Source organism: Anoxybacillus sp. J5B_2022 (genome assembly GCF_026847645.1).
In the GTDB taxonomy this organism is placed as follows: domain Bacteria; phylum Bacillota; class Bacilli; order Bacillales; family Anoxybacillaceae; genus Anoxybacteroides.
On sequence record NZ_JAPSMC010000031.1, the window covers coordinates 16496 to 35242 of the forward strand.

Below are 18747 nucleotides of genomic sequence, written 5' to 3' on the forward strand. Positions count from 1 at the left end.
CCAAGCTTTGCTTGGGCTGAGCCTCCTCGATGGGGCTTGTGCGATCTTCGCCGATAGGCGGGCGCTTTGCGCTTTTCTTACTGCTCCATTCGTTTCAGAAATGAGCGACGCCAATCTTCCGACAAAGCCGGCTCAGCAATAATTTCGCTCATCGCTTCTTTATTCGTTTTTTCCACATAATAAATATGGTTGATATAGCGAATGGAGAAAGGTCGGGCGCTCCGCTCGATTAATGTGAACGAATCACCGCGCTGCACACTTCCTTCTTGTAATACGCGAAAATAAAAGCCGGTGTAGCCGGTTTCCTGTACTTTGAGCGGCAAATCGTTTAATCCGTGCCGTTTGGCCAGCTTAAAGCACGGTTGGCGCGGCTGCGATACTTGAATAACGGCTGTTCCCACTTCAAATATATCCCCGACACAAACGTCTTCTTCCAATAATCCAGAAAGAGTCGTATTTTCTCCAAATGACCCGGCCATAAACGGACGACCATAAAGCCGTTCCCAAGCGATAAAATGTTCGGAAGGATACGCGCAGATGGCTTTATCTAGCCCGCCGTGATGAATCAGATCAGCTTGTCCGTCGCCCAAAAAATTTGTTTTGGTGAGCCAAAGCGGAGTAGCAACGGGCTGTTTATAAATACCGGTCGTCACCTCCATTTCTTCCATTACCACTGTTTTTGGTTGGCCGACATTCAATGAAACAATATACGGTTTTTTCGACATGTTCATCCCCCCTTGAGTTTCCACTTTACCATGATTGTAGTCGGAAAACGTGCAAAAATCTACCATATTGTCTATAATGGAGGTGAGAATTTTGACAATGAAAGGGTGTTTGTGATGCCAGCAGTTGAATCAACGATGTTTCCATTAGGAAAACAAGCGCCATCTTTTGCGTTGATGAATGCCATCGACGGCAACATCGTCCGGTTGGAAGAAATAAAATCGGACGTTGCGACCGTGATTATGTTTATTTGTAATCATTGCCCGTTTGTGAAACATGTTCAGCACGAGCTTGTCCGCCTTGCTAACGATTATCAGCCAAAAGGGGTCACTTTTGTCGCGATCAATTCTAATGATGTAGAAAAATATCCAGACGATTCGCCGGAGAACATGAAAAAAGTAGCGGAACAATTAGGGTATCCGTTCCCGTATTTGTTTGATGAAACGCAAGAAGTAGCAAAGGCGTATCAAGCAGCGTGCACACCGGATTTTTACGTGTTTGACCGGGAATTAAAGTGCGTATACCGTGGGCAATTGGATGATTCGAGACCAGGCAACAATATTCCGGTTACCGGCGCATCCATCCGCGCGGCATTAGATGCGTTATTAAGCGGCAACCCTGTGCCGGAGTCGCAAAAACCGAGCATCGGTTGCAGTATCAAATGGAAAGAATAACGTGAGCTGACTTCATGCGTCAGCTCCTTTTTATTTTTCTGTTGCAGGTACATTCTTTTCACTGAATACGTATATATACAGTATGGATGCCCCCTTATGGATAAAAATACAAGGAGGAGTGTTGTGATGTCGTCATATGGCATGTATGAAAACTCGATGTCTGCTCGGCCAAACGATGAATTAAAGGCATTAATCGGGAGAACCGTCACCGTTTATCGTGGGGGACCTGAGTCAAAGACAGGGAAACTATTGGATGTTCAATCCGATTACCTTGCTCTCTTGAACGAAAACGAAGCTTCTATCGTTTATTATGTGTTGCACCACGTCCAAAGTATTAGCGAGAATGCCAAAGCCAATTCGATGCCGTCCTTCTCTGCCAATAATGCAGCAATAGAACCGGTACGAGCGAGCAGTTTTTATGAACTGTTAAACGGTCTCGTTTTCAATAACATTAAAGTCAATCAAGGTGGACCGGAGTCGAAACAAGGAGCGTTACTAGCGGTAAATGACGATCATATCGTCTTGTTTACGGAAGATGACGGTGTTGTCTTTTATCATCTTCATCATATTAAAAGCATTTATGTGCAAATGAAAAAGGAAGGAGCAGCAGAAACCACAGGGGAAGGAGCGGAAGTACCAAAGGAAGAAGCAAAAGTGGAAGAAATAACCGACGACCAGCCAACTGAAAAAACAGCTGACGGGTCGCCATACGATCAGGCTATTTTATCGTACGTGAACACACCTAACTTTTCCGCTTTATTTAATTATTTAACGCATACGTGGGTTTCGATTAACCGTGGAGGCCCAGAAGCAGTCGAAGGAATCCTTGTTTCAGGAGGAAGCGGCTATTATACTGTGGTTAATCGGGATGAAATTATTCGAATGAATCCGAATCACATTAAAAGTATAAGCTGTGGACCGAAAGGAGCGTTTCAAGCCGTGAATGACAAAGCGGCTAATGAACAGCAAAGTAGGCAGCCAACGAAAGAAGAACAGAAAGCGGAAGGAAAAGCAGACAAAGAAGCGAAAAAAGAAGAGGCGAAAGAGAAAGAAAGGAATCCGAAAATGTACGATGAAAAGACGAAAAAATCGAAGAAAAAGCTAAAATGAGAAAGAGAGCAATACCACATGCTCATACCACCAAAACAAACTTCATGTCCTTCATATCATAACGCTTTTAAATAATCTTAATACGACTACATACATGCAGGTGGTGGCATTGGTGAGCAAAAAGATATCGATTGAGGAGATGTGTGAGTTTTTCTGTCCGTACAATGCGTTTATTAAGTTTTTTTCAAAATCCCGCAGCTATTCGCTATTGACTTTTAGGAATTTATCGTGTAGTATGTAGTAAGTACCATTCAGTTCGTTATATCAAGGATCGTTGTAAGTCGCGCCTCATCGGAAGAGAAGGCCCTCTTAGCAAGCCTTCCTTACCGTGATGGCGCGATTTTTCTATTTAATGAGTAATGAAGGATGGTCAATTTTCAATTTGTTTTGGAGGAATTCAAATGAACACAGGTACAGTAAAATGGTTTAATGCAGAAAAAGGATTTGGATTTATTGAAATGGAAGGCGGCAACGACGTATTCGTTCATTTCACAGCGATCCAAGGCGACGGATTTAAAACGCTTGAAGAAGGCCAAAAAGTGACATTCGACATTATCGACGGAAACCGTGGTCCGCAAGCGGCGAACGTCCGAAAAGGATAAACGTGCAGTTACGAAAAGTGGTTCTGCTTTTGGCAGAACTACTTTTTTTATGAGTTAGAAAAACGGGATTCTCACTGGCGCAGCTTCGGAGCTGTAAGGATGGATGAGAGGTAGGGCTTCCATTGTTTTGCGTTTTTCGGTATGGTATAGGGGAGAGGGGGAAAAGAAATGTATCGTGTATTTGTTTATGGGACGTTGCTTGTCGGGGAAGCGAATCATCATATTGCCGCACCGTATTTGCAGCATGTGCAGCCTGGCAAAGTAAAGGGGCGGCTTTATGACGTCGGAGCGTATCCAGCGCTTGTGCTTGACGAAGAGGGAGAAGTAGTCGGCGAATGGTTGACAGTGACAGAAGAAGGAATAAGACGAATGGATGTGTTGGAAGATTATGAGGAAGGTGGCACCAATAACGAATATGAGCGGGTGTGGATCAAAGATTGCGAACAAGACATCGAAGGATATGTATACATCTACACTCCTGAAAAAGCGGCACACCTTCCGCTCATTGCATCGGGATCGTGGCGAGAACATCGCCGAACGAAGATGCGCTGAAAAAGTGTTTGGGATGGACCAGACACTTTTTTAGTTGACCACAAAAATTTCAAAAGTTCATTTGCAAAAACGGAACAAGTGGCATCGATTTTGACGATATCTCCCACCACAAACTGAAAGATTGTTTTTTTATTTATATAAAAGTATAAATATACAAACAAATTTATTAAGAAGCGAGGTTCCTTTCGCTTCCTTCCATTTTTCCTCTAACCACATATAACACGCGAGTTGAAAGCGTTTTATCGAAAAATTATAAAAATACAAAAAGATTGATAAAAAAGTATTGTCAAAACGAGAATGATTCAATATAATAAAAGCATGTTAGAAAATTAAACGTACGAATGTGAGGTTATGTAACATGTCAAAAGTTTTAGCTTCGCAAACGAGCGATCAAACAGCGGTTCTTGAGCAAATTAAAGAAACGATCAAACAAAAACATGTCGAGCTTTTGCATTTGCAATTTGTCGACATTGAAGGAATTTTAAAGCACGTAACGGTAACAGCGGAACAGCTCGATGATGTCGTCGAAGGAAAAATCATGTTCGATGGTTCTTCGATCAAAGGCTTTTCGCCAATTAACCGTTCTGACCTTTACCTTCTTCCAGACTTAAATACGTTTGCCGTATTGCCTTGGACAGTAGAAGAAGGGTATTCGGAAGCACGCTTTCTTTGCTCGGTCACGAATCCCGACGGCACGTTATTTGAAGGCGATCCGCGTAACGTATTGAAAAAAACAGTTGAACGTGCCGCACAAAAAGGGTATACGATTTCGGTCGGTCCAGAGCTAGAATTCTTCTTATTTAAAACGGACGAAAATGGAAATCCGACAACAGAGCCACAAGATAACGGCGGATATTTTGAACCGTCGCCAAAAGACCTTGGGGAACGCGTTCGGTTAGCCATTTACCGCGCGTTAAAAGCAATGGGCTTTACGATCGAAGCATCACACCATGAAGTAGCGGAAGGGCAACACGAAATTAACTTTAAATATGCCGATGCGTTAGGAGCAGCGGACAACGCAACGACGTATAAATGGGTGGTAAAAACGATCGCAAGCCAATACGGTCTTCACGCGACATTTATGCCGAAACCGGTATTTGGCATTAACGGTTCTGGCATGCACGTAAACATGTCGTTATTTAAAGATGGCGAAAATGCGTTCTTTGATCCAAGCGATGAAAACCAACTTTCGGAAACGGCATACCAATTTATCGCTGGCTTATTGAAAAACGTCAAAAGCTTTGCGGCGGTGACAAACCCATTAGTCAACTCGTACAAACGGCTTGTGCCAGGATATGAGGCACCATGCTATATCGCTTGGTCGGCATCAAACCGTTCGGCGTTGATTCGTATTCCAGCAAAACGTGGTGTAGCTACTCGCGTCGAACTTCGTTGCCCAGACCCATCCGCTAACCCATATTTAGCATATGCCATTATCGCTGCTGCAGGGCTTGATGGAGTCGAAAACGGGTTGCAAGCACCAGCGCCAATTGATGAAGATATTTTCCATATGTCCGAAGAGCGCCGGGCAGAGCTTGGCATTGAAAACCTTCCGGGCAGCCTAGGAAAAGCAATCGAAGAATTAGAGGCTGGCACGATTGGTCGCGACACGTTAGGCGAACACGTCTTTAATGAATATGTTGCAATGAAAAAAGCAGAATGGGACAGCTACCGCACCGCTGTACACGCTTGGGAAATTGAACAATACCAAGGAAAATTTTAAAAAACGGGCGCACCGCCCGTTTTTTTGTTTTCTATCAATCTAAAATTTGGTAAAATACTAGAAAACAACTTTACGATAGGGGAGTGTATAATGAGTAAACCGGTAGATTTAGGTTATGGCATTTCGTTGATTGACGTGTTTGATTTAAAGACGGCCCAGCGCACCGGTACATATGTACTTCATGAAAAAGAACTGACGATTATTGAAACGAGTGCTAGTCCATCGATTCCGTATTTGTTAAACGGATTGGAAGCATTAGGGCTAAATCCGGCGGACATTCAAAACATTATTGTCACCCATATTCATTTAGACCATGCCGGCGGGGCGGGATTACTCCTTGAAAAATGCCCGAACGCCCGCGTCATCGTCCATCCGAAAGGAAAGCGGCATTTAGCTGATCCTTCCCGGTTGATTCAAGGAGCAAAAGCGGTATATGGCGAAAAATTTGATGAACTGTTCGATCCGATTGTTTCGATTCCAGAAGACCGGCTCGTTACAATGGAAGACGGAGATACGTTAACACTTAGCAACGAGCGCACACTCACCTTTTTCGATACGCCAGGGCATGCGAACCATCATTTTTCTATTTACGATTCGAAAAGCAACGGCATATTTACAGGCGATACGATTGGTGTCTATTATCCACAACTACTTGCGTATGGGGTAGAATTATATCTTCCGTCTACCTCGCCAAGCCAATTTAACCCAGAAGCGATGCTTCATTCAGCGAAGCGGCTCGAGGAGTTGAATCCATCGCGGATTTACTTCGGTCATTTCGGCATGTCGGAACGCCCGCATGTTGTATTGGAACAGTTGCGTGGTTGGCTGCCGAAATTTGTGGAAGTAGGCGATCGGGTCATGGAGGAACAGCCGCTTCTCTCGTTCGAAGACAAAGCAAAAGCGGTAGCTAAAGGCTTTATCGAGCTCGTGCAATCGTATTTAGATGAACGTCAAGTGCCACGCAATTCCGATGTTTACCAAATCCTTCACCTCGATTTAAGCGTTTGTGCGATGGGAATGGTCGATTATTTCCAAAAGCAAGAAGCAAAATGAAAGCGGTTGCGGTCTGCGCCGCTTTTTTTCATGGCGTATGATTATGATTATAATGGAAACGTATTGTATCATAAAACTAGCAGCTGGTTTAAGAAAGGGTGATTGCGTGAAGATCAATAGTGTTAAAATCATCACCGTGTTGTCAATTCTCGCGAGCGGACTATGGATTTTGGGACTTGGAGTAATGGTCCAAGATCAGTTTTTTCATCAAGCAACGCCGCTTCCGCCGAAAGTAGCAACCGAGGCGAAAACAAACGACCGTACGCTTCATCTTGTGGCGCTTGGCGATTCGTTAACGCGCGGCACGGGCGATGAAACAGGGAAAGGCTATGTCGGTTATCTCGTCGACGAATTGCGAACAAAAACGAAGCAACCGCTCCAACTCACAAATTTAGCGATTAAAGGGCTGCGGTCTGCGGAACTTGTCCAACAACTCCGGCAACCTGAAGTCGAGCGCCAGCTAAAACAAGCGGACTTTGTGTTTATGACCATCGGCGGAAACGATTTGTTTCAAGGGGGAGAAGCGCTACGAAACCTTTCGTTTGCTCGCATCCAGCAGACGAAAGCAATGTATTTGCGCAATTTAGAAACGATTTTCCGAACAATTCGGGCGGTCAATCCGCATGCGGTTGTTTTTTATATTAGTCTTTACAACCCGTTTAAGCAGCTAAACAATGGGAAAACAACGTCGGAGATCGTGCGCCAGTGGAATTATGATTCAGCAGAAGTAGCGGCACGCTATCCTAATATCATTGCAGTGCCAACGTACGATTTATTCGAACTGCATGTAAATGAATACTTATACAGTGACCAATTTCATCCGAACAAAGAAGGGTACAAGCTCATCGGTGAACGAGTAGCCTCGCTCATTACGTTCACGAAAGGGGGAGAAAAATGACCGATACATTAGTCGTGCAAAATTTACGAAAAAGGATAGGGAAAAAAGAGATCATTAAAGGGTTGTCTTTCACTTTGCGCGAAGGGGAAGTGTTCGGCTTTTTAGGCCCTAACGGTGCAGGGAAAACAACAACGATTCGCATGCTAGTCGGATTAATTAAGCCGACAGCTGGCCGGATTTCGATTTGTGGCTATGACCTGCACCGCCAATTTTCGCAAGCCATTCGCCATATTGGCTGCATTGTTGAAAATCCAGAGCTGTATCCTTATTTGAGTGGATGGGAAAATCTTGAACATTTTGCGCGCATGCTTCCCGATCTGCCAAAAGAACGGCTCCACGAGGTTGTTACATTAGTAGGGCTGCAAAACCGCATTCACGACCGTGTCCGTACGTATTCGTTAGGAATGCGCCAGCGGCTTGGCATCGCCCAAGCGCTATTAGGCCATCCGAAAGTATTGATTTTAGACGAACCGACGAATGGCTTAGATCCGGTCGGCATTCGCGAAATGCGGGAATTTATTCGATTTTTAGCAGAGAAAGAAAAATTAAGCGTGCTCGTATCTTCCCATTTATTAAGCGAAATTCAGCTCATGTGCGACCGAGTGGCGATTATGTCGAAAGGGGAAATTATCCGGATTGATGATGTAGAACAGCTGTTAAAAGAACAAGCTCGCGTGTATTGGAAAGCAACACCGATTGAGCGGGCAAAAGTGATATTAGCGGAACAAACGGCAGTACTCGGCGAAAAAGACGGGATGATCGTCACATTTTACGAAGCCAATCAATTAGCCGCTTGGAACGAAAAACTTGTGCAAGCCGGCATCCACGTCAGCGAAATCCAGCCGAAACTACCAACGCTAGAAGATTTATTTATTGAGCTGACAGGAGGGGAAACGATTGATTAATCTCGTCTACAACGAAATGTTGAAAATTGTCCGCAAAAAGCGGCTTTTCATTATCGCAGCCATCATCGCCGTCCTTGTCGGGCTGTTTACCTATGCGCAATTCAAACACGTCCAAGAAGTGCAAAAGCGGCTCGGAACGAATGATTGGCGCACGCAGCTGCAGCAGCAAATCATCGATACGCAAAACCGGCTCAATTCGAGCGGCATTTCGGAAGAATGGCGCAAATTTTTACAAATTCGCCTCCAGCAACAACAATACTATTTAGATCACGACATTAATCCGTCCGCTCCGGGCGCTCCGACATTTATGAGGATGTTTGTGGAAAATTCGATTGAGTTGTTTGTTCCATTGATGGTGATGGTGGTGGTGGCGGATTTAGTATCGTCCGAAGCAAGCGGAGGAACGATGAAGTTGCTGCTGACGCGACCGGTGAAACGGTGGAAAATATTGCTTAGTAAATATATCGCGATGGTGTTATCGGTTTCATTTATTATGCTGTCGCTCGCCGTGCTTTCTTATTTGATTTCCGGTGCCGTATTTGGATATGGCGGCTGGAATTTGCCTTTATTAACAGGATTTGCGGTCCATGGTGAAGAATTAAATACGGCAAACGTTCATATGCTTCCGCAATGGAAATATTTGCTTATTGAACTTGGGCTCGCTTGGTTTGTAGCGCTCGTCGTTGGAACGTTGACGTTTATGTTGTCGGTTATCATGCGGAGTACGGCTGCTGTCATGGGAATTATGTTAGCCGCGCTTATTTCTGGAGCGATTTTATCGAATATGGTATCTTCTTGGGAGTCAGCGAAATATTTATTTATGGTCAATCTTCGCTTAACGGATTACATTAGCGGAACAGCACCACCAATTGCTGGAATGACGCTCGGGTTTTCGATGGCTGTTTTGGCTGTTTGGGGATTGGCGGCGCTTATTGTTTCGTTTTTCGTTTTCATGACTCGCGATGTGTACTAGAAAGGGAGATGGTATGAAACAATTATGGGAAAAATTGCGGAATCGAACCCCTTCCCCGATTGGGATGACGACATTTACAAAGTATGCCGTGCTTGTGCCCTTGGTAGAAAAAAACGGGGAAATGCATCTGTTATTTGAGGTTCGTTCCCTACAATTACGAAGACAGCCGGGCGAAATTTGTTTTCCTGGCGGAAAAATCGACGCAAGCGATGCAGACGCCCAAGCCGCTGCGATTCGGGAAACATGTGAAGAATTAGGAATACAAGAAACGGTAATTTCGGACGTGTTCCCTTTGGATTATCTCATTTCCCCGTTTGGCATGATCGTGTATCCGTTTGTGGCGCGTTTAGCTCATCCGGAGCAAATTCAGCCAAACGAAGAAGAAGTAGCGGCGACGTTTACCGTCCCGCTTACGTTTTTCCTGCAAACCGAACCGGACGTATATCACGTCCATTTTCAAGCGCAACCGGAGCCGAACTTTCCGTTTGCTAAAATTCCTGGTGGGAAAAACTACCGCTGGCGTCCGCGGCAAATCGATGAGTATTTTTATGAATACGAAAACAACGTCATTTGGGGCTTAACGGCAAAAATTGTGCATCATTTGGTCGAGATTATCCGCTCTGTCGACTAAATTCCCTCTTTTCTTTGAGAGGGAATTCTTTTCGCGGCAGTTCTGCGTATAAAATCCCTATAAGCACAAGCGCGGCACCGATGTACCCTTTCAGCGGCAACACCTCTCCTAAAAATAGATAACCAAATAGCGCCGCGAATACGGGCTCAAGCGAAAAAATAAGTCCAGCATGGGCGGCGGTTGTATATTTTTGCGCGACCGTTTGTACGACAAACCCAATCGCGCTGCACAAAATGCCTAACGCAAAAATAGCTATCCATGCACTCGGTGTCGGAGATGTCGGGGACTCGAACGAAAGCGAAACAACTAAGCTAATGAATCCGCAAGCACCGAGCTGTAAAATGCCAAGTGCGATAGAATCGGAATGCTTGGTCAATTGACCGGTGACAACAATATGCATCGCATAGCAGACAGCGGCTAATATACATAACACATCGCCTTGTTTTACCACGAAACCGCCTTTTATTGTTAAAAGGGCAATGCCGATCATGGCTAGGCATACGCCAATGACAACTTGCCGGGCAAGTTTTTGCTTTAAAAACAGCGCAGAAAAAAGAGGAACGAAAATGACCGTTAAGCTCACTAAAAAGCCCGCGTGGGAAGTCGTCGTCGATTGGACGCCAATCATGACGAACGCAAAAACGAGAAATAACAGCGTTCCTAATAAAAACGCATGCCGAATCGTTCGGCGGTCTACACGCCATAGCCGTTGATAAAAAACCGCTCCCGCTATGAAAAACGCAAGTAAAAATCGCAAAGCGATAAAATAAAACGGCGGAAGGGAAGAAAGCCCCATTTTCATAAATAAATACGACGCTCCCCAAAAAATCGTAACGATGGCGAGCATTCCGTTCGCTTTTGCTTGACTCATGCCAAAATCGTCCTTTCATTAGATTCGTTGTAAAATAGTATACATGGATGATTAAAATAAGAAAAATGAATGTTTATCATCTATTGTATGAAAAAAATTCATATAAAAGGGGAGAAGAAGATGTCGCTCACCAAACTCGAAGTGTTCGAGAAGGTAGTCGAAGTAGGCAGTGTATCGAAAGCGGCAGAAGCGCTCGGCTTGACACAATCAGCCGTTAGCCATGCGTTAGCAAGTTTAGAAGCAGAGTGGGGATTTTCGTTATTGCAACGAGATCGCTCTGGCGTACGATTAACAAGTAACGGGGCGCATATGTTGAAATACGTTCGCGAAGTATTGCATTGGCACGACCAACTAAAACAACAAGTTGCCGCGATTAACGGCTTAGAATGGGGGACGGTTCGCATTGGAACGTTTACGAGCGTATCTTCTCAATGGCTGCCACCGATGATTCAAACGTTTCGTGCGGCCCATCCTTCCATCCACATGAAATGGTTTGAAGGAGACTACGATGAGATTCATCATTGGATTGTAAATGGCATCGTAGATTTCGGTTTTTTATCGTTATCCGCTTCGAAAGCACTTGACACAATCCCGCTCAAAAAAGACCCAATCGTTTGCGTCGTGCCAACGAATCATCCGTTTTCCCATCAGCAAACGGTCACCCTTTCGCAAATTGAACGAGAAGCGTTTATTATGCCGAAATGGGGAAACGACCACGACGTGCGGCGCATCTTAAAAGAAAACCGCATTACACCGAACATTCAATACGAAATCGTCGAAGAGCAAGCGATTATGGCAATGGTCGAGTGCGGACTTGGCATTAGCATCTTGCCGAAAATGGCAATATATCGCCCACCGGAACACATTCGCTTAATTGAGATAGAAGGAGACCATTATCGGACAATCGGCATTGCGGCAACGTCGTTTTCGCATCTTTCTCCAGCAGCAAAAATGTTTATTCGTTGTCTTTTCGAATGGCTGAACGAGCAGGGGATGCTTGATTTTCCGATCGAACGCCGCTTTATGTTGACATGAAACCAAAAGGTTTCGTATAATAAAAAAGGAAACCATTTGGTTACGAAAGGAGAGACAGCACATGATGTTACCGAATATTTGCCAAACCGCTGTATTTCAAGCGCCGATTCAAAAAGTGTGGGAAGCAGTAGCGACGTCCGAAGGGCTAGCTGCATGGTTTATGCCGAACGATTTTCAACCAGTTGTCGGGCATTCATTTCATTTAAACGCCGGTCCATTTGGCATGTCGCCTTGCCAAGTTACGGAAGTCGACCCGCCGCACCGCCTTTCGTTTCGGTGGGGAAAAGATTGGACGATTACGTTTGAGCTGAAAGAAAAGGGAGAACAAACCGAATTTACGCTCATTCATTCCGGATGGGATAGCGAACAAGTCACGGAATTTGGCGAAGCCCATACGGTAGTGCGCGACCGGATGGATCAAGGATGGAAAAAACTCGTCCAGTCGTTAGGCGCTTACGTCGAGGGATAAAATGGCTGCTGTATCGCCAAAGCATGACGTGTTTCACGCCATCGCTGATCCTACACGGCGCAAGCTACTGCAATTATTAGCGGAAAAGGAATGGTCGGTGACTGCCATCAGTAACCAATTTCCGATTAGCCGGACAGCTGTTTCGAAACATTTGCGCATTTTAGCAGAAGCAGGGCTTGTCCAAGAGCAAAAAATCGGTCGCGAAACGCGGTATCGCCTTGATCCGAATCCGTTGCTCGAACTAAAACAATGGCTCGCCTTTTACGAGCGATTTTGGGAAAACAAACTGGCGATGCTTCAGCAGTATGTAGAAACAGACACGAACGAAAAAAATGAAGGAGAATGTTAAAATGGTTATCACAAACGAAGCGAAATATGCATTGGAAGAGATATTAAACGAATACGGGAAAGAAGGGATTCGTTTTTCGACAGCGGACGACAATTCGTCAGTAGCGTTGTCGCTTGACGCTCCAGAAGCAACGGATCGGATCGAAGTCATTAACGGCATTCAAGTGGCAATGGACGAGCAGGCGCTCGTTATGCTAGAAAACGTGACGCTTGACGTCGAAGAAACGGAAGAGGGGTTACAGCTCATTTTAGTCGGGCTATAATCAAAGTCACAACCGATTGCTGTTGTGATGTAACATTTTCGATGGATATCGAAACACTTTTTCGCGAGTAGAAAGGAAGAAACACTTGGATTTCGTAAAAGGCATGCTTATTGGTTTGTCGGTTGCAGCTCCGGTCGGACCGATCGGGTTGTTGTGCATCAACAGGACGCTCGCGCACGGAAGATTGGCCGGATTTGCCTCTGGCTTAGGTGCCGCTACGGCTGATGCGCTTTACGGCTTAATCGCTAGGCTTGGTTTTACCGCCATCACGCACTTTCTCCTCGAGCAACAAATGTGGATTCGCTTAATCGGGGTGTGACGAGGCGCACTACAGCAGCGGCTATTTTATGATTTAATACCGGTGGAGGAAAAAACATGGCATATTACGTTTGGCTTGCCGTCAACAGTTTGCTTCTTATTAGTTCGCTTCTTGTTATTTGGGTGTTTCGCCCACATGACTCCACGACTGTACTAGCAGGAAAATGGTTCGCACAATTCGCCATCCTTGTGTTTTTTATTAACGTCAATATGTACTTTATTTTTCTTGTCATCCGCAAATCGAAAGTGCGGAGTGTGAAAGTCACGTTAAGCAAACTAGCAAGAAGCATGATGAAAGCACATATTCCATTCGCGTTAGCTGGTACGAGCATGATTTTATTTCACGGAGCCATTATGGCATGGAAGTTAGGAGCGACCATCGGGTTTATCCATCCGAAAATAGTCACTGGTTACGGGAGTGTCTGTTTACTAACTATCACACTACTTGCTGGATTTCTTCGCCATCGCAAAGCGTCTCGGTTTAGAAGAAAGTTTCATCTTATCAGCGCCATGCTGTTTGCGTGTTTGTTTCTCATCCATTTATTTTGGCCGATATAGGAGGAAAGAAACGTGGGGGTATTGTCTCTTTTAACGACATACAAGAACCGGCAAGTGATCATCAATACGTATGAAGACGATGAACTCGTGGCACGCGACGGCTTTTTCTTTGACACGATTGAACGGTCAGCGGTCGACTTAACTTTTTTCAAAGACGGAAAGCCGTGCTTTATTGTTTCTCTGCAACAATACCCGCATAGCCGCATCTTGCCCGATTTTTCCGGGTATTTTCAGCTATATAGCACTGAGCAAAACCAAAAAATAGAGCTTTATTTTCCCGTCACTTAACATGAAAAGCTGGCCTACTACGAACCAGCTTTAGTTTGTCTTGATATAAAGCCATGTGTCAAAGAGAAGAGAAACTAGAAGTGTCGCCACTGCCAGATGGAGTACTGCCCATGGAATCGAGATGCTTGTCACAATCGTCCATACGCCAATGGCGAGTTGAGTAGCAACGACTCCCCCTGCGAAAAATAGGCGCATCTTTACAGATGTTTCCCATTTTCTAGACAAAAAAGCAAGCACGATCACGTATCCACCAACCACTGCGGCTACTAGCCGATGAAGTGTTTGCCAAAGCTGTACGCGGTTGGTCGGAAACAACGTATCGCGGCAATCAAGCCAGCTACACGCCAAGCCGTAATGCTCGTGTTTCACATAAGCGCCGAGCGCAAACGTCAACGTAAGCAAAAAAAGAAGAAACATTAAGTGGAACATAGCGGGATATTTTTTTTCATTGTTGAATGACGTCCAGCGCCACGAAAAAAAATGCCAAATCCAAAGAATACAACAAAAAAAAGCAATCGCAATCACTAAATGGATCGACACAACAACCGCTGGAAGATCAAAAATAACGACAACTGCCCCTAGCAGCACTTGGACAATCATGAGCACGATCATCCAGAAAGCAACCGCGCGGATCGTGCGGTTAGATTGTTTGTACACGTAAACAAACAAAATGACTGTCATTCCTGCTAACACCGCACCAATGACACGATGCGCATACTCCACTAACGTCGCTCCTTGCAACACTGGAACGATTACTCCGTTACATAATGGCCAGTCCGGCCCACAGCCCATGCCAGATTCGGAAGAAGCGACATACCCTCCAAATACAATTAACAAATAAGCGATAACTAACGTAAGAAACGCGAAAACTTTTCCTCCCACAACATCTCCCTCTCGTCCATCCGTCACCTACATAATAACAGACAACGAAAGAGGGGGGGCTGTGGGCTATATCACATTTTTATCATTATTTTGAAAATAATGAATAATTACCAAAAGTTATAGGGCACGATAAATTCGTTTAATCGTTTCGATATGCAAAGCCTCGTGGTAAAAGCTAAACAATAGCGCTTCTCCGGCCGTATAAAGCGTAATGCCTGCGCGATTGGTAAATGGCGTCGGGAGCTTGTCATGCCAACGTCCAGGAATAAATTGCGCAATCCTTTTCTTTTGCTCCTTTAACACTTCCGCTATTTCCGCTAACGTCGGCGGTGTTCCTTGCCATTCTTCCGGCTTGGTACCAGGCGCAAAAAACGTTTCATACGCTGGCGGCAGGCTCATCTTCTCCCCAAGAATGCCAAATACGAGCCTTTCTTGAACAAATGCGATGTGGCCAAAATTCCAGCGAATATTGTTCGCAAAACCCGGTGGAACGATATCCGCAATCGCTTCCGGCATTTTTTCGATCGTTTTTTCCGTAATCCCGCGGACTGTTTCCATATGGCGTAAAATTAGCTCTTCCATGTAATATCCCTCCATTTTCTTGTGCTACTCCATCATTTCGTGACAGTGTAGCCGTTTTCCTTGCGAGAAAAAAATTTTTCTTTTTTTAGTTGCAAAATGCAAATAATAAGCTATAATAAAAGCAAGAGGTGAGAAAATGGAAAATGTTCGCGAACTATTCCACACGATGACGAAACGGCTTGGGTTGTTAGACCGCAACTGCTGCGCCGTTGGCGGGATTGAACTATCGCTTGTGCAAAGCCATATTTTATACGAAATCGACCGCATGAACGAGCCGTCGATGCAACAAGTGGCTGATGCAATAGCGATGGATATTACAACATTCAGCCGGCAAATTCAAACGCTTGTCAAAATGAACTTAGTGAAAAAAACACCGTATCCACAAGACCGCCGCGTCTATATTTTATCGTTAACGCCGGAAGGAAAATACGTCACAGCGAAAATTGACGCGGAAGTGAACGAATATTTAGGAGAAGTATTTTCGCATATGAGCGAGTTTGAGCGCGAAACCGTCCTTCACTCCATTCGCTTATTGAATGAATGTATGGCAAAATCAAGTGTTTGTTGCAAACCGCTGTTTTAAGGCAAGAGGAATCTTGCCTATTGCTTGAATAAATACTTGCATGATGCAAATAAAAGGGGAGAGCTTATTTGGAAACGATACAGTCATTTTTCTTTTTAGTATTGGAGCTGACGGCACTTTTTTTAGCGATTTCGTTTGTCATTAACTTTTTCGAAGGATACATTCCGTACGAGCGCATGCAACAGCTGTTGGCAGAACGCCATCCGTTTATCGGGGCAATGATTGCGGTACTATTTGCCTTTGTGACCCCATTTTGTTCGTGCTCAACCATTCCGATTGTTGTTTCATTGTTAAACAAAAACATCCGCTTCGGGCTGGTCATGATCTTTTTATTCGCTTCACCTGTACTAGACCCAACGATTTTAACGTTAATGACCGCGTTACTCGGTGTCAAAGTAGCAGCCGCCTATACGCTGTTGACGACGGTATTTTCAATTGTAATCGGCTTTACACTCGAATCACTCGGGTTTGAAAAGGCAGTCAAACGCGTGATCGTGAAAGGAAACGTTGCCATCGGCAAAAAACGGACGATGCAAGAAGCGTGGCAGGAGACACTTCATCTCATGAAAACGGTGTATCCATACTTATTCATCGGAGCTGGCATTGGCGCATTCATTCATGGCGTCATACCAACCGAATGGATTGCGACATATATGGGAGGTGATACGTGGTGGCTTGTTCCGCTTGCGGCAATTGTAGGCATTCCGCTTTACATTCGCCTAGCGACGATGATTCCGATTTCGCAAATGCTCGTTGCGAAAGGAATGGCGCTTGGGCCAGTCATGGCGCTTATGATTAGCTCCGCGGGCGCAAGTTTACCAGAAATTACGCTACTGCACAGCATTTTTCAAAAGAAACTCGTCTGGGCGTTCATCGCCTCGGTCATTTCGATGGCCACGTTATCCGGCTTTTTGTTTTACATCATCTAAATGGAGGAGATTCATATGTTCAAAAAATTATTTACACAAAAAGAAAAAGGTTGTTGCGATGTGCAAATTATCGAGGTTAAAGACGAGCCGTGCTGTGAGGAAAAAGAGGATTGCTGCGAAGAGGAAGAAGCGTGTTGTGAAGAGAAAGACGAATGTTGTAAAGAAGATAAACAAACAGGTTGCTAGCAGTAGAGCACTAGGGAAGCCTAGTGCTTTTTGTTTTACCACTATGCAATTGGCGACGTTACAATGATGGTGTGAAAATGTGTCTTGACACGTCATATTTTTGTTGTATAATCACGTGCAGAATAAACGCTGTCGTTCATATGGATGACAGGTCAAGAAGGGGAGCGGCATCGTGTCGCTCCTTTTGTTTTTATTGATGAAATGCCCCCTTCCTTGGCAGTGAGGGAGGGGGATTGCTTTTTATTTTTCTCGTATTGACGCACGTTTTCGACTAATTTCGACAGTTTCTACCATCTTTATTTTGGTACAATAAAATCATGTCGAAATAGGTTTTGTAACTAACAAATAAGGAGTTCCGATGTGACATGTCCAAAGGAATGATTGATAACAAACAACGTGGTTTAGTAGGGGATGTGCTCAAAAAGCATATGCAAAAAGGGAGCAAACTTTCTGTTGCGGCAGCTCATTTCACGTTATATGCTTTTGTAGAGTTAAAAAAGGAGCTTTCACAAATCGAAGAGTTTCGTTTCATTTTTACGGAACCAGCCTTCGTGAGAGGGGATCATTTAGCGAACGAAAAAATCGCAAAAAACGAAACATTGTTGTACGGTGTGGAAGAAGAGCAAACATATAAAGCAGAGCTAAACCAAGCATACATAGCAAAAGAGTTTGCGAAATGGTTGAAACAAAAAGCGAAAATAAAATCGGTTACTACGCGCAAAATCGAAGGCGGGCTATACCATGTCCAAAATAAAGACGGAACGCAAATTGGATTGGTCGGTGGCGCTCCTTTTTCGAGCCCAGGACTAGGCTACAGCAACTCATCCAACATGTATATTAACACGATTACGGATGATGAAAAGGAGAAGAACAAAATGTTTATTGTGTACAAATGTTAGAAAAATGATTCCTTTCTACGGCGTGTCGCTTATGAAAAACGAACCGCTTTTACGCGATGGCGAAGCGCTTGCCCTAAAAGGAAGCGTGGTGTTGGAGCTTGTTTAAAGGATAACGGCAGAAGTAAAATAGCTCCTGTCTTTTTGTATCGCTGATATAATGGAAGAAAAGGAAGTGAATGTATGATTTATCTCCATTTGGTCGTCTTGCCTCTCGTCTCAGGGCTATGGTTTCTCAATGTTGTGTTGTTGTTGAAAAAACTGCACCAAGGTCGAGACATTCATAATGAAACCGTGTTAGGTACGATGTTGACAATGATTTTTGTTTTTTTCCTTATGTATGCATGGCTTGGGGTGTCATGAATGCTTGACAATACCGGCGTAATAGATAAAAATCACACAAAGCGTTCAGTGGAACAGGCAGCCATCGCCCTAGGTGAAGATGTAGGAGTGAAAGCCCGCCTGAAGTTTTGTGAATAGAGTCGATCCATAGCGGGAGGGGCTATGGGTTTTTTGTTCTAACATAATTGCATTATTTTTCACACGACAATAATATATATTATGTAAACTATTTAGAACCTGAATCCGTGACAAAACATCTTTACAATGGATGCAAACCGTTGATACGATAAGGGAAAACGACGTTGACGACTCTTCATCAAGTAGGTGAATGTGATGAAAGATTTCCCGATTCG

25 protein-coding genes and 1 pseudogene are annotated in these 18747 nt (G+C 44.4%); 22 read left to right on the forward strand and 4 right to left on the reverse strand.

Annotated elements, in window-relative coordinates; translation table 11 throughout:
• Positions 1-77: 77 nt before the first annotated feature.
• The gene (locus M4I42_RS10005) at positions 78-725 is read right to left on the reverse strand and encodes an MOSC domain-containing protein (protein WP_268852031.1); all 648 of its coding nucleotides are present in this window, start codon (positions 723-725) and stop codon (positions 78-80) included.
• 114 nt (positions 726-839) lie between these two features.
• Here M4I42_RS10005 and M4I42_RS10010 point away from each other — a divergent pair, with 114 nt between their 5' ends.
• The 10 genes from M4I42_RS10010 to M4I42_RS10055 all read left to right on the forward strand — a co-directional run bounded on the left by M4I42_RS10010 (position 840) and on the right by M4I42_RS10055 (position 9844).
• Positions 840-1397 carry a thioredoxin family protein gene (locus M4I42_RS10010; RefSeq protein WP_268852032.1) on the forward strand — a complete coding sequence of 186 codons (558 nt, stop codon included), beginning with the start codon at positions 840-842 and terminating at the stop codon, positions 1395-1397.
• 123 nt (positions 1398-1520) lie between these two features.
• A complete protein-coding gene (locus M4I42_RS10015) occupies positions 1521-2507 on the forward strand; it encodes a spore coat protein CotH (protein ID WP_442864102.1) in 987 nt (328 codons plus the stop codon).
• A 401-nt stretch (positions 2508-2908) separates the two neighbouring features.
• Complete coding sequence (locus tag M4I42_RS10020) at positions 2909-3109, forward strand: cold-shock protein (protein WP_268852033.1); 201 nt, start codon at positions 2909-2911, stop codon at positions 3107-3109.
• Positions 3110-3277: 168 nt separating this feature from the next.
• Complete coding sequence (locus M4I42_RS10025) at positions 3278-3661, forward strand: gamma-glutamylcyclotransferase family protein (RefSeq protein ID WP_268852034.1); 384 nt, start codon at positions 3278-3280, stop codon at positions 3659-3661.
• A gap of 358 nt (positions 3662-4019) precedes the next feature.
• Positions 4020-5384 (forward strand): type I glutamate--ammonia ligase, encoded by a 1365-nt coding sequence (gene glnA, locus M4I42_RS10030; RefSeq protein ID WP_268852035.1) that lies wholly within the window; start codon positions 4020-4022, stop codon positions 5382-5384.
• Positions 5385-5474: 90 nt separating this feature from the next.
• A complete protein-coding gene (locus M4I42_RS10035; protein WP_268852036.1) occupies positions 5475-6437 on the forward strand; it encodes an MBL fold metallo-hydrolase in 963 nt (320 codons plus the stop codon).
• Positions 6438-6543: 106 nt separating this feature from the next.
• Entirely contained in the window at positions 6544-7335 is a 792-nt protein-coding gene (locus M4I42_RS10040; protein ID WP_268852037.1) for an SGNH/GDSL hydrolase family protein, read from the forward strand.
• Positions 7332-8240 (forward strand): ABC transporter ATP-binding protein, encoded by a 909-nt coding sequence (locus M4I42_RS10045; protein ID WP_268852038.1) that lies wholly within the window; start codon positions 7332-7334, stop codon positions 8238-8240. The genes M4I42_RS10040 and M4I42_RS10045 overlap by 4 nt, the downstream gene beginning before the upstream one ends.
• A complete protein-coding gene (locus tag M4I42_RS10050) occupies positions 8233-9213 on the forward strand; it encodes an ABC transporter permease (RefSeq protein ID WP_268852039.1) in 981 nt (326 codons plus the stop codon). Before M4I42_RS10045 ends, M4I42_RS10050 begins: the two co-directional genes overlap by 8 nt.
• A gap of 13 nt (positions 9214-9226) precedes the next feature.
• The gene (locus M4I42_RS10055) at positions 9227-9844 is read left to right on the forward strand and encodes an NUDIX hydrolase (RefSeq protein WP_268852040.1); all 618 of its coding nucleotides are present in this window, start codon (positions 9227-9229) and stop codon (positions 9842-9844) included.
• On the opposite strand, the gene M4I42_RS10060 is transcribed toward M4I42_RS10055, so the two are convergent.
• Positions 9825-10715: a DMT family transporter gene (locus M4I42_RS10060; protein ID WP_268852041.1), complete on the reverse strand. Its 891-nt coding sequence runs from the start codon at positions 10713-10715 to the stop codon at positions 9825-9827. The genes M4I42_RS10055 and M4I42_RS10060 overlap by 20 nt on opposite strands.
• Before the next feature lie 120 nt (positions 10716-10835).
• Here M4I42_RS10060 and M4I42_RS10065 point away from each other — a divergent pair, with 120 nt between their 5' ends.
• The 7 genes and pseudogenes from M4I42_RS10065 to M4I42_RS10095 all read left to right on the forward strand — a co-directional run bounded on the left by M4I42_RS10065 (position 10836) and on the right by M4I42_RS10095 (position 13994).
• Positions 10836-11750, forward strand: a complete 915-nt coding sequence (locus tag M4I42_RS10065; protein ID WP_268852042.1) for a LysR family transcriptional regulator — start codon at positions 10836-10838, stop codon at positions 11748-11750.
• Between the two features lie 61 nt (positions 11751-11811).
• Entirely contained in the window at positions 11812-12219 is a 408-nt protein-coding gene (locus tag M4I42_RS10070) for an SRPBCC family protein (protein ID WP_268852043.1), read from the forward strand.
• A gap of 1 nt (position 12220) precedes the next feature.
• Entirely contained in the window at positions 12221-12568 is a 348-nt protein-coding gene (locus M4I42_RS10075) for an ArsR/SmtB family transcription factor (RefSeq protein WP_268852044.1), read from the forward strand.
• 1 nt (position 12569) lies between these two features.
• Positions 12570-12830: an adhesin gene (locus tag M4I42_RS10080; protein ID WP_268852045.1), complete on the forward strand. Its 261-nt coding sequence runs from the start codon at positions 12570-12572 to the stop codon at positions 12828-12830.
• Between the two features lie 103 nt (positions 12831-12933).
• A pseudogene (locus M4I42_RS10085) lies at positions 12934-13143 on the forward strand (LysE family translocator); the annotation flags it as partial.
• A gap of 62 nt (positions 13144-13205) precedes the next feature.
• The gene (locus M4I42_RS10090) at positions 13206-13706 is read left to right on the forward strand and encodes a hypothetical protein (protein WP_268852046.1); all 501 of its coding nucleotides are present in this window, start codon (positions 13206-13208) and stop codon (positions 13704-13706) included.
• A gap of 12 nt (positions 13707-13718) precedes the next feature.
• Positions 13719-13994, forward strand: a complete 276-nt coding sequence (locus tag M4I42_RS10095) for a hypothetical protein (RefSeq protein ID WP_268852047.1) — start codon at positions 13719-13721, stop codon at positions 13992-13994.
• 30 nt (positions 13995-14024) lie between these two features.
• Here M4I42_RS10095 and M4I42_RS10100 read toward each other — a convergent pair whose 3' ends face one another.
• Together M4I42_RS10100 and M4I42_RS10105 are read right to left on the reverse strand one after the other, a co-directional pair.
• Entirely contained in the window at positions 14025-14876 is an 852-nt protein-coding gene (locus tag M4I42_RS10100; RefSeq protein WP_268852048.1) for a COX15/CtaA family protein, read from the reverse strand.
• Positions 14877-14993: 117 nt separating this feature from the next.
• Positions 14994-15458: a DinB family protein gene (locus M4I42_RS10105; RefSeq protein WP_268852049.1), complete on the reverse strand. Its 465-nt coding sequence runs from the start codon at positions 15456-15458 to the stop codon at positions 14994-14996.
• Between the two features lie 136 nt (positions 15459-15594).
• Here M4I42_RS10105 and M4I42_RS10110 point away from each other — a divergent pair, with 136 nt between their 5' ends.
• The 5 genes from M4I42_RS10110 (at position 15595) to M4I42_RS10130 (ending at position 18415) form a co-directional block, all read left to right on the forward strand.
• On the forward strand, positions 15595-16041 hold the full coding sequence (locus tag M4I42_RS10110; RefSeq protein ID WP_268852050.1) for a MarR family winged helix-turn-helix transcriptional regulator: 447 nt from the start codon (positions 15595-15597) through the stop codon (positions 16039-16041).
• A 68-nt stretch (positions 16042-16109) separates the two neighbouring features.
• Positions 16110-16970 carry a permease gene (locus M4I42_RS10115; RefSeq protein ID WP_268852051.1) on the forward strand — a complete coding sequence of 287 codons (861 nt, stop codon included), beginning with the start codon at positions 16110-16112 and terminating at the stop codon, positions 16968-16970.
• A gap of 15 nt (positions 16971-16985) precedes the next feature.
• Positions 16986-17156, forward strand: coding sequence for a hypothetical protein (locus tag M4I42_RS10120; protein WP_268852052.1), 171 nt, complete (start codon positions 16986-16988; stop codon positions 17154-17156).
• A 365-nt stretch (positions 17157-17521) separates the two neighbouring features.
• Positions 17522-18055, forward strand: a complete 534-nt coding sequence (locus M4I42_RS10125; protein ID WP_268852053.1) for a hypothetical protein — start codon at positions 17522-17524, stop codon at positions 18053-18055.
• A gap of 180 nt (positions 18056-18235) precedes the next feature.
• Entirely contained in the window at positions 18236-18415 is a 180-nt protein-coding gene (locus tag M4I42_RS10130) for a hypothetical protein (protein WP_268852054.1), read from the forward strand.
• The last annotated feature ends 332 nt before the right edge of the window (positions 18416-18747 follow it).

Bases quoted from the DNA above. Each gene is read 5' to 3' on its own strand.
- M4I42_RS10005 (WP_268852031.1), bottom strand. From the start codon at position 725: ATGTCGAAAAAACCGTATATTGTTTCATTGAATGTCGGCCAACCAAAA.
- M4I42_RS10010 (WP_268852032.1), top strand. From the start codon at position 840: ATGCCAGCAGTTGAATCAACGATGTTTCCATTAGGAAAACAAGCGCCA.
- M4I42_RS10020 (WP_268852033.1), top strand. From the start codon at position 2,909: ATGAACACAGGTACAGTAAAATGGTTTAATGCAGAAAAAGGATTTGGA.
- M4I42_RS10025 (WP_268852034.1), top strand. From the start codon at position 3,278: ATGTATCGTGTATTTGTTTATGGGACGTTGCTTGTCGGGGAAGCGAAT.
- glnA (WP_268852035.1), top strand. From the start codon at position 4,020: ATGTCAAAAGTTTTAGCTTCGCAAACGAGCGATCAAACAGCGGTTCTT.
- M4I42_RS10035 (WP_268852036.1), top strand. From the start codon at position 5,475: ATGAGTAAACCGGTAGATTTAGGTTATGGCATTTCGTTGATTGACGTG.
- M4I42_RS10045 (WP_268852038.1), top strand. From the start codon at position 7,332: ATGACCGATACATTAGTCGTGCAAAATTTACGAAAAAGGATAGGGAAA.
- M4I42_RS10055 (WP_268852040.1), top strand. From the start codon at position 9,227: ATGAAACAATTATGGGAAAAATTGCGGAATCGAACCCCTTCCCCGATT.
- M4I42_RS10060 (WP_268852041.1), bottom strand. From the start codon at position 10,715: ATGAGTCAAGCAAAAGCGAACGGAATGCTCGCCATCGTTACGATTTTT.
- M4I42_RS10065 (WP_268852042.1), top strand. From the start codon at position 10,836: ATGTCGCTCACCAAACTCGAAGTGTTCGAGAAGGTAGTCGAAGTAGGC.
- M4I42_RS10070 (WP_268852043.1), top strand. From the start codon at position 11,812: ATGATGTTACCGAATATTTGCCAAACCGCTGTATTTCAAGCGCCGATT.
- M4I42_RS10075 (WP_268852044.1), top strand. From the start codon at position 12,221: ATGGCTGCTGTATCGCCAAAGCATGACGTGTTTCACGCCATCGCTGAT.
- M4I42_RS10080 (WP_268852045.1), top strand. From the start codon at position 12,570: ATGGTTATCACAAACGAAGCGAAATATGCATTGGAAGAGATATTAAAC.
- M4I42_RS10090 (WP_268852046.1), top strand. From the start codon at position 13,206: ATGGCATATTACGTTTGGCTTGCCGTCAACAGTTTGCTTCTTATTAGT.
- M4I42_RS10105 (WP_268852049.1), bottom strand. From the start codon at position 15,458: ATGGAAGAGCTAATTTTACGCCATATGGAAACAGTCCGCGGGATTACG.
- M4I42_RS10110 (WP_268852050.1), top strand. From the start codon at position 15,595: ATGGAAAATGTTCGCGAACTATTCCACACGATGACGAAACGGCTTGGG.
- M4I42_RS10120 (WP_268852052.1), top strand. From the start codon at position 16,986: ATGTTCAAAAAATTATTTACACAAAAAGAAAAAGGTTGTTGCGATGTG.
- M4I42_RS10125 (WP_268852053.1), top strand. From the start codon at position 17,522: ATGTCCAAAGGAATGATTGATAACAAACAACGTGGTTTAGTAGGGGAT.
- M4I42_RS10130 (WP_268852054.1), top strand. From the start codon at position 18,236: ATGATTTATCTCCATTTGGTCGTCTTGCCTCTCGTCTCAGGGCTATGG.